This window comes from Tunturiibacter empetritectus, from assembly GCF_013410875.1.
In the GTDB taxonomy this organism is placed as follows: Bacteria; Acidobacteriota; Terriglobia; order Terriglobales; family Acidobacteriaceae; genus Edaphobacter; species Edaphobacter empetritectus.
Map to the genome: position 1 here is coordinate 401,087 of NZ_JACCCU010000001.1, position 13,113 is coordinate 414,199.

Annotated in this window: 12 protein-coding genes; 7 read left to right on the forward strand and 5 right to left on the reverse strand. The window is 56.1% G+C overall.

The features are described from left to right. The first annotated feature begins 26 nt into the window (after nucleotides 1–26). Complete coding sequence (locus HDF08_RS01700) at nucleotides 27–1,496, forward strand: tetratricopeptide repeat protein (protein ID WP_179636712.1); 1,470 nt, start codon at nucleotides 27–29, stop codon at nucleotides 1,494–1,496. Here the strand turns inward: HDF08_RS01700 and HDF08_RS01705 are convergent, their stop codons facing one another. Then, complete coding sequence (locus tag HDF08_RS01705) at nucleotides 1,497–2,495, reverse strand: multiheme c-type cytochrome (protein WP_179636713.1); 999 nt, start codon at nucleotides 2,493–2,495, stop codon at nucleotides 1,497–1,499. A gap of 446 nt (nucleotides 2,496–2,941) precedes the next feature. On the opposite strand from HDF08_RS01705, the gene HDF08_RS01710 reads away from it, so the two are divergent. After that, complete coding sequence (locus HDF08_RS01710; RefSeq protein WP_179636714.1) at nucleotides 2,942–3,415, forward strand: DUF4188 domain-containing protein; 474 nt, start codon at nucleotides 2,942–2,944, stop codon at nucleotides 3,413–3,415. A 33-nt stretch (nucleotides 3,416–3,448) separates the two neighbouring features. Here HDF08_RS01710 and HDF08_RS01715 read toward each other — a convergent pair whose 3' ends face one another. From HDF08_RS01715 to HDF08_RS01725, 3 genes are all read right to left on the reverse strand, one after another. Then, on the reverse strand, nucleotides 3,449–3,742 hold the full coding sequence (locus HDF08_RS01715) for a DUF1330 domain-containing protein (RefSeq protein WP_179636715.1): 294 nt from the start codon (nucleotides 3,740–3,742) through the stop codon (nucleotides 3,449–3,451). A 76-nt stretch (nucleotides 3,743–3,818) separates the two neighbouring features. Then, the gene (locus HDF08_RS01720; RefSeq protein ID WP_179636716.1) at nucleotides 3,819–3,998 is read right to left on the reverse strand and encodes a hypothetical protein; all 180 of its coding nucleotides are present in this window, start codon (nucleotides 3,996–3,998) and stop codon (nucleotides 3,819–3,821) included. A 160-nt stretch (nucleotides 3,999–4,158) separates the two neighbouring features. After that, nucleotides 4,159–4,563 (reverse strand): STAS domain-containing protein, encoded by a 405-nt coding sequence (locus tag HDF08_RS01725; RefSeq protein ID WP_179636717.1) that lies wholly within the window; start codon nucleotides 4,561–4,563, stop codon nucleotides 4,159–4,161. Nucleotides 4,564–4,906: 343 nt separating this feature from the next. Here HDF08_RS01725 and HDF08_RS01730 point away from each other — a divergent pair, with 343 nt between their 5' ends. The 5 genes from HDF08_RS01730 to HDF08_RS01750 all read left to right on the forward strand — a co-directional run bounded on the left by HDF08_RS01730 (nucleotide 4,907) and on the right by HDF08_RS01750 (nucleotide 12,467). Next, complete coding sequence (locus HDF08_RS01730) at nucleotides 4,907–5,323, forward strand: hypothetical protein (protein ID WP_179636718.1); 417 nt, start codon at nucleotides 4,907–4,909, stop codon at nucleotides 5,321–5,323. A 383-nt stretch (nucleotides 5,324–5,706) separates the two neighbouring features. Next, entirely contained in the window at nucleotides 5,707–9,510 is a 3,804-nt protein-coding gene (pulA, locus tag HDF08_RS01735) for a pullulanase-type alpha-1,6-glucosidase (protein ID WP_179636719.1), read from the forward strand. A gap of 405 nt (nucleotides 9,511–9,915) precedes the next feature. Then, nucleotides 9,916–10,512: an isochorismatase family protein gene (locus HDF08_RS01740; protein ID WP_179636720.1), complete on the forward strand. Its 597-nt coding sequence runs from the start codon at nucleotides 9,916–9,918 to the stop codon at nucleotides 10,510–10,512. A gap of 65 nt (nucleotides 10,513–10,577) precedes the next feature. After that, the gene (locus HDF08_RS01745) at nucleotides 10,578–11,990 is read left to right on the forward strand and encodes an alginate export family protein (RefSeq protein WP_179636721.1); all 1,413 of its coding nucleotides are present in this window, start codon (nucleotides 10,578–10,580) and stop codon (nucleotides 11,988–11,990) included. Between the two features lie 18 nt (nucleotides 11,991–12,008). Beyond that, nucleotides 12,009–12,467, forward strand: coding sequence for a hypothetical protein (locus HDF08_RS01750; RefSeq protein WP_179636722.1), 459 nt, complete (start codon nucleotides 12,009–12,011; stop codon nucleotides 12,465–12,467). On the opposite strand, the gene HDF08_RS01755 is transcribed toward HDF08_RS01750, so the two are convergent. After that, nucleotides 12,454–12,945: a MarR family winged helix-turn-helix transcriptional regulator gene (locus HDF08_RS01755; RefSeq protein WP_373563101.1), complete on the reverse strand. Its 492-nt coding sequence runs from the start codon at nucleotides 12,943–12,945 to the stop codon at nucleotides 12,454–12,456. The genes HDF08_RS01750 and HDF08_RS01755 overlap by 14 nt on opposite strands. Between the last annotated feature and the right edge of the window lie 168 nt (nucleotides 12,946–13,113).

The window sequence follows — 13,113 nt, forward strand, 5'->3', positions numbered from 1 at the left end:
GATCTCATCTCCTGGGTTTTTCTGAAATGACCAGCAAGCGGTTTATCTATCTCATTGGCGTCTCTCTCGTCGCCGCCTGCTTCGCTCAAGGTCAAGACTCCACGGCCGCTCGTAAGGCCGCAGCATCCGCACTCTCATCTCGTCAGTACAACCAGGCTCTTCGCGACCTTGAACCGCTCTTAAAACAGCACCCTCGCGATCCAATGCTACTCACGATGCGTGGTGTCGCATTGGATGGCCTCGACCGCACCACAGAAAGCCTCTCGAGTTTCGACCGGGCGCTTTCGATTGATCCCGCCTTCGTCCCCGCACTCAAGGGAGCAGCGCAAATCTCTTATCTCCGGGCCAATCCTCGTGCACTGGAATACGTCAAGAAGCTGCTGGCGGTCATGCCCGCCAACGATGTAGGCAACGCTATGGCGGGAGCGCTCTCCTACCAGGCACATGACTGCGCAGCCGTAATCACGTACTTCACCCTCAGTAACGATCAGGTATATCGCGATCCCAAAGCGCTCGACGAGTTCGCTGATTGCCTTCTGAAACAAGGACAAAACGATGAAGCCCTGCATGTCCTTCTGCGCGGAACTCAACTGCATCCCGAGAGAGCTGACCTAACCTACAATCTTGCCGTGGCACAGCTGCGCACTCATCAGCCAGCAGAAGCGATCAAAACACTCACGCCTCTCTCAAACTCCAACGACTCCGATCTGCTCAACCTTTTGGCCTCAGCTTACGTCCAGACGAATCAACCCGATGATGCCTTTCGTGTCCTCGAGAAGGCAATCGAGCTTAAACCAACGGATCAGACAAACTATCTCGACCTCGCCATACTCTGCCTCGAGCACAACCAGGAAAACAGATCTGTCAAAGCAGCCACCGCGGGAATCGCACGAATCCCGAAGGCCGCATCTCTTTATCTCATTCGGGGTGTCGCCTATGCACAACTAGCCCAATACGACCAGGCTGAAAAAGACTTCGTGGATGCCGCGCAGCTCGAACCAGATCAGCCGCATAGTGTAGTTGCCATGAGCATGCTGTACTCCGATCGCAATCAGCCCGACAAAGAGAAGGCGCTCCTCACCAAGCAACTCGCCATTACTCCTAAAGACTCTGTCACAAACTATTTGCTTGCCGACCTCATCATCCGTGCCGGAGTTCAACCTGGACAGCCGGCATTTCAGGAAGCAAAAGGCTATCTCGCCACCTCTCTCGCTACGAAGCCAGACTCCGCCGAAGCCCAGATCCTTATGGGCCACCTGCTGGAACAGGAAAACGATATCTCAGCCGCGGTGGGTCACTACAGCAAAGCGATCGAGTTAGAGCCGGACAACCGTTCTGCACTCGACCGTCAGTTCATTCTTCTGCGCAGGCTGCACCGCAACGACGAGGCGGCTCAAACCCTCCAACATCTCAAATCGGTGCTGAATAATGAGATCGAACAGGAAAGAAAATCTTTTCCTGCCCGCACCGCCAATGCATCTCAGGCGCAGCCCTAGTCATTGTGATTCAGCCGGCGAATACACCTTGATCCAGTGAGTACGCATCCTCGTCCGAATCACCCGGTCGCCGGTCTCAGAGACGATTGCATTTGTCTGCTCTATCGGCATGTGGCAGTCAATACAGTTGCTCCTGATCGAAGGACCCATCGTCTTTTCCATCCCACAGCTTTCCACACGATGGCACGTCAAGCATCTCTCAGAGTACGCCGCCGCCGGTCGCTCAGCCGCATGCACATCATGGCACGTGGAGCAACTCATCTCCGCAGACGATAAGTAACACCGGCTCCGCTTCAAGAGACCCACTTGGTTCGCGTGCACATCAGGATGCATGTCTGCGCTCGCAGTATCCTCGCTCAGATATCGCGCAAGCGGCTCCCCGGGTAGGAAGGAAAATGCAGGCGCGTTCTCCTTCTGTGCGGCACCGTTATGGCAAAGTGCGCACAGGTCCACCTGCCTGTCTCGCGCGAAATGCTTCGGGTTCAAGATCAGCGTCTCCTGCAAGTGCCTCTTCGTCTCTCCCTTTGCAAAGAGCGCCGCATGCCGCGATCCCGGCCCATGGCACACCTCGCAGGAGATCCCCGGGACCAGACTTCCTCTGTCGTACCGATTGCCCATCGGGTCGTCCGATAGCGCTTTAATATAGCTGACGTGGCACTCCAGACATCGCGCAGACGCAGGCCGATCAAAGTTTGGCGAACCATTCCTATAGCCCGGACTATTAATCCATCGGCCGCCATCCGACCAGTAGCTCACCGGTAACTCGAACAACTCATCTCCTCGCCAATACAGATAGCTCTGCCCACGTACTCCTGAGCCAATCACCACACCAATCTCTTCGCTTCTCCTCTGGAGGTCTCCGGCAAAACCGGTAACTGCCGAAATGTAGTAATCCGCGCCTCTCTTCTCCATCTCATAAGAGATACCGGGGTCGCCGATAGCTGGCGCAGGATCGGCTATCTTCAGAGCGTTTGAGCCCTTTGCAAAAGAACCGAGCATGGCCTCGGCTGTCGGACTCTGTGAAGTGAGGTGATGCGCCGTATGCACATAAGACAAGCTTTGGTCGACGTGGCACGACTTGCATGTTGCATCGCCTACATAGCCTTCGCGCACATGGGATCCCTGCGCTGTGTCATGCAATATCTGTAATCCGTGACTGGTCCTCGCGTGTGCAATCAAAATCAACCCCATCGCGCACACGGCAATTGTTGGGCCTGATGAATTCACCCTTAGCGCACCCCATTCCACAGCTCATCCAGACGATACAACAGAATCTTGAGGCCCAGTCATAGAAACATACGGTCCCAAGATCCCCCGGTTAGCGTCCAGAACAAGCCCTGTGGCATGGACTATTGGTGCAGCTTTACGGTAATCGGCCAGCCGCTGGCACGCTAAATCCGCGCTCTCCCATGCACCCGAAGCCCAATTAGAATCATCCGATCCACATGTCCACCATCCACGCAGGCCGCTACTCCACCCACATCGAAGGGCCCTTCGTCGTCTTCCTCATAGGCTTTCGCATCAACCGTTTCTTGGCAGTCAACAAATGGCTCTCCGTCGGCAAAGCCATGGGACCCATGCTCAGCGAGCTCTACGCCAACCCATCCCTGGGCTTCCTCGGTGGCTTCTCCTCCGTCTACTGGCCCGGTGTCATGGTCACCCAGTACTGGCGCAGCTTCGACCAGCTCGTCGACTACGCCCAATCCCGCAACGCCGCCCACCTTCCCGCCTGGAAGGCCTTCAACCAGAACATCGGCGACGACGGCTCCGTCGGCATCTGGCACGAAACCTATCAGGTCGCCGCCGGCAAGTACGAATCCATCTACGCCAACATGCCCCGCTTTGGCCTGGCCGTCGCCGGCACCCACGAACCCGCTACCGGACACCTCCGCGACGCCCGCTCCCGAATGCAGCCCTGAACCGGCCCAGTGCGTCCGATCACGTGCGTCCGATCAAGCTCCCTCAGCGATCCGAAAGTCTCTCTTCACATTTGGCCCAAGCGCAGCCAGAGCCTTCTTATAATCCGCAGTCTCATACGCAGCCAAAGCATCCGCGTAGCTGTCGAACTCCACCACCACCGTCATCTGCTTCAACCCAGCCTCCAAAGCCGTAATCTCGCCACGCGGCGACACCAGAAGACGCACCCCAAACGGCTTCAGCGCAACTCCACCCAGCTCTGCATAGCTCTTCATCGTCGCATCATCCCCAACCGTCTGGTATGCAACCACCCAATAACCCTTCTTCATATCGCTCTCTCCATTCGCACTCTTGGATGCGGCCCACCGAAGCTACGACTCATCTCTCCGGTGGCCGCCCCGGACTTCATCTTCCATCCGACTTCAACCTGCCGCGCCCGAGCCCCCCACCCTTCTTCTCCTCACCACCGGCGCCCTGGCCCTTCTCCTCGCCACCCGCATAGCCCCGCCAACCGACTGAATCAAACTCGAACACCCACGTCAGCCACGCATCCCGAACGGTTGCCCATAAGAGTGCCTCAAACAAGAGTTGACTTATCAAAAATGTCCAGGTGCCCCATCCTTCGCGCTCTTGCGAAGGGTGGGTTGTAAGACTTCAATCTGCGAACGGTCGGGCGCTCCACATCTCGATTCTGTGAAGGAGCCATCGAGAGCGAACCTCGCCACCTGAGTCGGGAACAGAATCTTTACAACCGATCTGCCTCTTCGACCGTCGCGACCCTTGGAAAAAACTTGTCTACCTTGGTCATCTCAAACAGTTGAAGCACGCGCGAACTCACCCCGGCCAAAACCAACCGAACTCCTCTGCTCTTGCACCGGACATAGTGGCTGACGATCAAACCAAGCCCCGCAGAATCCATATACGGGACCTCTGTCAGATCCAGAACGTGGCGAGGAGCAACAGGGGGCGCATGCGGATCGCTCCCCTCCTCCGATTCAAACGTACTGCGAAGTACGTCAGGCGAAAGGGAAGCGTGCATGTCCCGCGCCGTAAACGGTCCGGACAATCGAAAGACGACTGTGCCGGGCTTCTCGCCTTGACTGCGTTCGATCGTGAACTTCGAACTCTTCCAGACCTGGGCTACCGTCATCGAGCCAATAACTCCCTGTCCCCAAGCTCATTCCCAAAACGGGAAACCCCAAAAATAAACCCAGAATTCGTGTCACATCTTTCGTCACCATAATTATGATTGCTTATTCGCCACGTTCACCACACAAAACACCACAACCGCACCACAAAAACACCACGTCAAAACACCTGTTTTTGTCAAAACCCCCAATAAAACACCACAAACTCACCCCTCAAAAAAATGAACTGCAACCAACCGCTGCCCCACCTCGATCTATGAAAGAGGCTTCGAGAAGCGCTTACCCTCCGACGCGGTACGCTTCCTAACCCTTCTCTAGCGCATCAAATCGTAAGGAGGGTCATCCGTGCGCCATACATTCCAAACCCTACACCTCGCACTCCTTACTCTAGCCTTCGTCATTTGCAGCCAGAGCGCCTCCGCCCAAACTACCCAGGCGCCCTCCACCGGAAATACGCCCGCTCAGACGCAACCGCGCAGCCCTGGAGGTGACGTCGGAAGCGGAACCGGCGACATCGGCAAGGGCGCCGCCAAAGGAACCGGATCTGCAGCCGAGGGCGTCGGCAAAGGTGCCGGCGATCTTGTTACCCTCCACCCCATTGACGCTGCGGGCAACGTTGGCAAAGGCGCAGGCGTCGCAGGCAAAGACGTCGGAGTTGGAGCCGTCAAGGGCACAGGCAAAATTACCAAGGGCACTGGTCGCGGTATAGGCAAGATCTTCCACCATGGCCATCACGACGAGGACGCAACTCCGTCCCATTAACCCAACAAGCACACAAAGCCGATCTTAGAGTCTGCTCAAGTCAATTGGAATGTTATGGATAATCATAATTTCCATGGGTGGAGCTAGCCAATGCGCTGGTTTGGGCGTCTACTCAGATTCCTTGAATCAAAGGATTGAGCAATTGCTCTATGACCAGCCACAAGCCTTCGATCGCGGACGAAATAAGTTGCGTCGTCAACAACGATGCGTCGCCGCCTAATGGCTCTTTTCCGGGCTGAAGCGAAGAGGTCCGCAATTTCCTTGACACCAGAAGTTCTACTCAACTAATGTCGCGGCGCTGCCATTGGATGCCTTCGCCGACCGCGAACGACCGGGCTCCTTGACTCAAAACGAATCCAGCCAATTTCCTCAGGGAGCCACTCATGAAAATCCGGATTGGAACACAGCGCCTTCTGTGCAGGGCCAGTTCTCACGCCCTGATGTTTTTGCTATGCGTTTTTGCGTCGGCCCCGGCTTTTGGAGCCGATCCGGCTATCCCCTCGGGTGACATACGTATTCACTATCATCGGCCGGACGGCAACTATAGCGGCTGGACGGTCTACGCCTTCGATAACACCACGGAAGACACTGGCAACTATGGCGGCGGTCCGGTTGAGGTGACTGGCACGGACAGCTTCGGCGCGTATTTTGATGTTGGAGTAACAACCGGCGCGCAAGAGGTTGGGATTATTATTCACAACCCGACGGCTTCGGGCGGAGACCAAAAGGACACTCCAAACAATCTGTTTGTCGATCCGGCTACGCAGGGGATTGAGTATTGGGCTTACTCCGGGATAGCCAAACTGTATACAGCCGCACCCAGCCTGACCAATCCCACCGCGCTACTGCCAGGATATGTCCGTGTTCACTACCACCGGACGGATGGCAACTATGGCGGCTGGACGATCTATGCTTTTTATGACACAACGGAGTACACCGGAGACTACAACAGCGGGTTAGTACCTGTGACGAATACTGACGCGTATGGAGCGTATTTTGATGTAGCAGTTGTCCCGAATGCGCAGAACCTTGGGCTGATCATTCACAATCCATCGGCGTCGGGCGGCGACCAGAAAGACCCGGGAACGAACGAGTTTGTAGATCCGACTACGGAAGGTTTTGAGTACTGGGGCTACACAGGCATTGGCAAACTATACAAGAGCCAGCCGAGCCTGACCAATCCCAGCGCGCAGTTACCCGGGTACGCTCGCATCCACTATTACCGGCCTGACGGAAACTACGCGAACTGGACCGTCTATGCGTTTAACGACACTGCAGAATATACCGGCGACTTCAACGACGGACTGACTGGAGTGACCAGCCATGACTCCTATGGCGCGTACTTCGACATAAGTCTGATTCCCAATGCGCAGAACCTTGGATTCATCATCCACAATATCTCTACCGGCGTTAAAGATCCCGGGCCTGACATGCATCTGAATGTCGCTACCAATACCCAGGCGTGGGCGATTTCAGGGAACGCGATGGTCTTCACGTCAACGCCAACTCCGACCCAGATACTGGATAGTCTGCTGAATGTGGAGCAGGCATACTGGCTTGATCGCCAGCGAGTGGCTATTCAACCGCAGTTTGCTCAAAGTGGCGATACCTACGCGATCAGCACCAGCCTGACCGGCGGCCTTTCTGTGACGCCCACCGGTATTACGGGAGGCACCAATATTCCGCTCACTGTTAGCGGAGCCCTGACTGCGGATGAATTGCTCCGTTACCCGCAATTGAGTGGGTATACCGTCCTTCAACTACCGGCGAATACGCAACTTTCAACTTTGCAGACGGCTCTGGAAGGGCAGCTCGCTTTTTCAGCGATCGGTTCGAATGGAGCGTTGCAGTATGCCACTGGCATACAGTTTGCGGGTGTTCTGGACGACCTCTATTACTACCCAGGCAAGCTTGGCGTTGTCTTTCACCATTGGGACGACACAGGTTGGCACGACTGGCCTGAAGACGAGGACTGCGCCATGAAGCTAAAGCTGTGGGCACCCACGGCGCAGAGTGTCTCGTTGCAAATCTTTGACCACGAATCCGATACGTCGCCTTCTACCATTGTGGCGATGCATGAGCATAATGGTGTATGGGTCGCAAAAGGGGAGCCTGGTTGGAAAGATAAGTACTACCTTTACAGCGTGAAAGTCTGGGTGTCAGCCGACGGCGCGGTGGACACAAATGTAACCAGCGATCCCTATTCAATCGATATCGCCTTGAACGGCACTAAGAGCAGGTTCACCGATCTCGACTCCCGTGAGACGAAGCCCGCAGGCTGGGACGAGGATACTTCGCCTCCGCTGCGAAGCCTCAGCGACATAAGCATTTATGAGTTGCATGTACGCGACTTTAGCGTGGACGATCTCACGGTTCCATTGGCTCATCGTGGTATGTACGATGCTTTTGAGGATCATGGCTCGGACGGTATGAAGCATCTTCGCTCTTTAGCTGCCAGTGGGCTAAAGGCAATTCATATCCTGCCTTCCTTCCACTTCGCCAGCGTGAATGAAGACAAATCCACGTGGATCATCCCCACAGGTCTCGCGGCATATCCGCCGGACGGGCAGCAGCAGCAGGCGGCTGTCACCACAAGCCAGACCAATCCTGCGTACAACTGGGGATATGATCCCGTGCACTACATGACGCCTGAGGGTAGCTACGCAATCAATCCGGATAACCGCGTGCGCGAGTATCGAGGAATGGTGGATGGGCTGCACAAGGCGGGACTGCGTGTGGTTCAGGATGTGGTCTTCAACCACACAAACGCCAGCGGCGAAGGTCCGAACTCCAATCTCGACGAGGTGGTGCCAAACTACTATCACCGCCTCGACGCGAATGGAAATCTTGAGACAGGTTCGTGCTGCCCCGACACAGCAAGCGAACATCTCATGATGGAAAAGCTGATCATCGACACCCTCGTGCTCAATGCGCGAGACTATAAGATCGATGGCTTCCGCTTCGACATACTGAGCTTCATGTTCACATACAACATTCAGCATATTCAGCAGGCACTGCAGGCGCTTACTCCCGAGAAAGACGGCGTTGACGGATCGAAGATCTACCTCTACGGAGAAGGATTCAACTTCGCAGATACCGCGAACAATCAAATAGGTCCGAACGCTTCACAGATTAATCTTTATGGGTTTGGAGTTGGCACCTTCAACGACCGCATACGTGATGGCATCCACGGCGGCAGTCCGTTTACCGATGAGCGGGTGCAGGGCTTTGCCACAGGGCTCTTCACCGATCCAAGCGATTACACCAATTCGAATCCGCCGTTGAGCGGTCAGCAAAGCCAGTTGCTGCAATACTCTGACTGGATCGATGTAGGACTGACGGGCAACCTGCGCGATTACAGCTTTATCGATAGCGCTGGGGCGACAGTAACCGGCGCTCAAGTGAACTACAACGGGCAACCGACGGGATATACGAAGAGCCCAATTGAGGCGGTGAATTATGCCTCAGTCCACGACAATCAGGACCTCTTCGATAAGGTACAGCTAAAGTCGAGCTACAACGACAACATTGCTACTCGTGCCCGGAGGCAGGTGATGGGCATGAGCCTGGTTACGCTGGGAGAGGGAATTCCGTTCTTCCAGGCAGGCGATGATCTGCTCCGCTCCAAGGATATGGACCAGAACAGCTATAACTCCGGAGACTGGTTCAATAAAATCGACTGGAGCGGGAAGACGGCAAACTGGGGTATTGGCCTGCCTATTGCAAGCCAGAATCAGGCCCAGTGGCCCATCATGACGCCGCTGCTCAGCAACTCCGCGTATACGCCTCTTCCAGTAAATATCGCGTACAGTGAAGCAGCGTTCAGCGAACTGTTGAATATCCGCTATAGCTCAGAGTTGTTCCGCATGTCCACGTTTAGCGAAGTGCAGCAGAACCTAATCTTCCTGAATACGGGGCCAAGCCAGACGCCGGGGCTAATCGTCATGAAGCTGGACGCGAATGGTGGCAACTACGGAATGTACAAGCATATCGTAGTGATCTTCAACGCGACCAATGCGTCCGTGACTTTCACCAACAGTCGACTGCAGGGTTTGGCCCTGCATCTGCACCCAGTGCAACGAAGCTCTAGTGATCCGGAAACGAGGCTATCCACGTTCAACTCTAAGGAGGGGACTGCGACAGTACCCGCACTCACAACCGCAGTCTTTGTGGGCGAATCCGAGTAGGCGAGCCGGTCGCTGTTCCTAAGGGCGGAATGAGAGGTAATAACTCAGCTCGTGACTCGCGGCTAACTCTATAAGGACATGAGTTAAAGGACGACCCACTCCTTCCTTCTAGAGGACTTGATCGATAGTTTAAATTCAGCAAATTTCATGCCAACTATCCAAGTACTGGAATCACATGGCTCATCTTAAGGAAGGCATTCAAGGATAAGCGGGCGGTTTTTCTGGCTGCTTTCGATCACGAAGCGACGCGTTGAGAGCATCGGAACCAGGGGCGGCTCCAAACTCTCATGGCGGCGTAGTGTAGGGCCATTCCGAGAATTGCTAATAGCAGGTAATCAGTGCTGCATTATCCTTAGAATTTGTTTAGAATTAGAAATGTATTAAACAATCAACAAGGAGACCTTTATGCCCACCGTCACACCACGGTTCTCGCCCACCGACAGCATTATCCTGCTGGTTGACCACCAATCGACCACCATCGACTGGGTCAAGAGCCTGCCCAAAGCCACTGTTATCGCTAGTTGCCGCGTCCTCGCCCGAATGGGCGTCACCTTCTCGATACCGCTCTTTCTCACCACCACCATGGAGGAATACGTAGGCCCCACGCTGCCCGAGATCGAGGAGGTCGCCCCCGACGCGTTCGCTGCGCGCTTCAAGCGTGGCGGCATCCTCAGCTGCTTCGACCAGCCCGAACTCACGGCTGCCCTCAAGGCCACCCGCCGCACCAACCTCATCCTCGCGGGGCTCACCACCGACATCTGTCTCTTTTGGGCCGCCCGCGACGCTGTGCGTCTCGGCTACAACGTCAACGTCATCGCCGACGCCTGCGGCACCATGTCCACCATAGGCGACGACACAACTTTCGACCGTCTCCGCGCCCTCGGTGTTACTGTCAGCGTCGTCAACCAGATCGTCACCGAGCTCGAGAACGACTTCGGCAGCCCCGACGGTCTCAAAGCCCAACAAATCCTCTCCGACGAAGTCATCTCCAAGCTCACTTAGCATTGCGCACTGTGCCGCGCCCGAGGCAAACTCTCCGGGCGCGGCCTCTTTAGAAAGGCCAAACAGTGAACACTCGGGATCCCTTTTGCATCGCGGCGACGCTCGCACTAATGCTGCTATGCGCCCACTCCCGTCTCACCGCCCAAACTGCCACCCCACCGCCCTACACACCTCAGGTCTGGGACATCGACTGGTCCTACCTCGCCGAGCCTGCCGCGCGCGATAGCGTTGCCGCCGACTGGACGGACCGCCTCCACTACATCCCACTCGGCGACACCAGGTTTCTCTCTATCAACGGCCAACTCCGCGAGCGTGGCGAGTATCAGGATCACCCTGCCTTCGGCGCGCAGCCACCCGATAACGGCTACCTCTTGCAGCGTTATCTCTTCAGCGCCGATCTGCACCTCAGCCAGCGCTTCCGCACTTTCATCCAGTTCGACAGCGGCCTTATTGACGGACGCGACGGCGGACCGCGCCCTGGCATCGACGAAGACAAGCTCGACGTCAACCAGGGCTTCATCGACATCACTCCCTTTAAGTCCGCTGATAACAACCTCACGGTTCGCGCCGGTCGCCAACTCATCTCCCTGGGTTCTACACGTCTCGTCGCCACTGGTGCCGGCCTCAACGTCGAGCAGCCCTTCGATGGCTTCCGCCTTACGCTCCTCGCCGGCTACTGGACCGCCGATGGTATCGCTGTGCGCCCCACCGAGACGAAGACCGGCTTCTTGGACAACGAACCGAACCCCGCTGAAGAACTCTGGGGGCTCTACGTTAGCCGGGCGCTTCCGTCCTTCCACACCAATTTGGATCTCTATTACTTCGGCTACGACCACAAGTCCGTCCGCTACGCACAGGGTACTGGTCGCGAGCAGCGTGAGACCATCGGCGCGCGCATCTGGTCCCACACCTCCACGTGGGACTACGACTTTGAATACACAGGCCAGTTCGGCCGTTTCAACACCGGCGAAATTAGTGCCATGGGAGCCGGATATCACCTCGGCTACACCTTTACCCATGCCCGCTTCGCGCCGCACCCTGAAGTTGACGGCGGCGTCCTAAGCGGTGATCACAACGCCCACGACAACACACTCGGCACCTTCAATCCACTGTTCCCCAACGGCAATTACCTCAGTCAGAGTATCTTGCTCGGCCCCTTCAATCTCATCATCGTGCGCCCCACCTTCAAGACAGCGCTCACCCGCAAAGTGAGCAGCAACACTAATGTTGAACTCCTCTGGCGGCAAGCCACACGGGATGGGGTCTACAACATCGTAGGCATTCTCACCCATCCTCCAGACAACTCCACCGCACGCTCCATCGGCACGCAAATCCAGCAGGGATTTGATTACAACTTCACCCGCCATCTCAGCGGCTCCCTGGTCTATGAACATTTCTTCGCCGGCGAGTTCCTGAAGCAGAGTCCGCCCGGCCACAGCCTCAACTTTATCTCTCCGCAGCTGACTTGGAACTTCTAACGCCCCACGAGACTTCCCATGCAAACACCTCTCGAGCAAGCACTCGTCTTCGGCATCGTCCTACTCAATGCCTACAGCTTCGGCGCCAATTGTGTGGAACGCTTCGTTAACTATCAAACTTGGCCTCTCATTGCCGCGGCCTCTTTCACGGCGTATCACAAAGCGCAACAGCCGCTGATCCAGGCCTTCGTAGTTGCTCCCATCGCCGTTGGGTTCGTGTTGCAGATATGGTTTCTGCGGATTGTGCCCGTCGCCGTGAACCCAATGGTCCCGTGGGTGATGATCATCGCGTCCGCAGTCGGCGCAGTCTCTACGGTGACGCTTCAGCTTCCCATCCATACCGCCTTGAACCGAGACGGTTACTCGCCCGCACTGATGAGAAAACTGCTGCGCACCGACTGGATCAGGAAGGGGGCTGACGTCGTCAGGCTGGCCGCAACCGTTGTCCTAATGCATCAGATCGTCAGCGCTCATTAGGTGCTAGCCCACGCAACTTGCGTAACAATTGCGCTGCTGCGTTCTTCTCTTCGGTCGAAAGATGATGCATTGCCTCAACCAGATCTTTTGCATGAAGAGGAAAGATCTTCCTCGCTAGCACGCGGCCCTTTTCTGTGATGATCCCCATCACGATGCGCCTATCTTCGCTCCTCGATTCGCGCGCAATCAACCCGCGTTTCTCTAACTTCTTCACTGTGTAAGTTGTACTGGCGCCCGTGAGCAGAATCCTCTCGCTTAGTTCACCGAGTGGCGTTGGTCCGCCGTGAAATAGAACCATCAGTACTGAGAATTCGGTCATAGTCAGCCCATGCTTCTGCATACGCGGGCGAACATAGTCGTCGACAAACTTGAATGCCCTGCCAATCGAAAGAATGAGCTGTAGGGACGCTGACCCTTCCGGGGTGGGTCCCTGCGGCCTTCCCTGCGCGGAGTCGCCGCCCAATTGAGATCCCTGCATCCAGCAATTTTATCGCTCTCTGCTCTCTGCCGCTCGAACTCTGCCTGACGTTTTGCGGCCCGTTCAACCCGAGTTCACGTGGCAATGCGCGCTTCAGTCCAATTCGCGACTCGGTCGGATGAAGGTGGCCAAGTGCAGCATGGCTAAAGCGTCGCCGGGTACGGCGCC

Bases quoted from the DNA above. Each gene is read 5' to 3' on its own strand.
- HDF08_RS01725 (WP_179636717.1), bottom strand. From the start codon at position 4,563: ATGACGGTAGCCCAGGTCTGGAAGAGTTCGAAGTTCACGATCGAACGC.
- HDF08_RS01755 (WP_373563101.1), bottom strand. From the start codon at position 12,945: ATGCAGGGATCTCAATTGGGCGGCGACTCCGCGCAGGGAAGGCCGCAG.
- HDF08_RS01740 (WP_179636720.1), top strand. From the start codon at position 9,916: ATGCCCACCGTCACACCACGGTTCTCGCCCACCGACAGCATTATCCTG.
- HDF08_RS01715 (WP_179636715.1), bottom strand. From the start codon at position 3,742: ATGAAGAAGGGTTATTGGGTGGTTGCATACCAGACGGTTGGGGATGAT.
- HDF08_RS01710 (WP_179636714.1), top strand. From the start codon at position 2,942: ATGTCCACCATCCACGCAGGCCGCTACTCCACCCACATCGAAGGGCCC.
- HDF08_RS01700 (WP_179636712.1), top strand. From the start codon at position 27: ATGACCAGCAAGCGGTTTATCTATCTCATTGGCGTCTCTCTCGTCGCC.
- HDF08_RS01750 (WP_179636722.1), top strand. From the start codon at position 12,009: ATGCAAACACCTCTCGAGCAAGCACTCGTCTTCGGCATCGTCCTACTC.
- HDF08_RS01705 (WP_179636713.1), bottom strand. From the start codon at position 2,495: ATGCTCGGTTCTTTTGCAAAGGGCTCAAACGCTCTGAAGATAGCCGAT.
- pulA (WP_179636719.1), top strand. From the start codon at position 5,707: ATGAAAATCCGGATTGGAACACAGCGCCTTCTGTGCAGGGCCAGTTCT.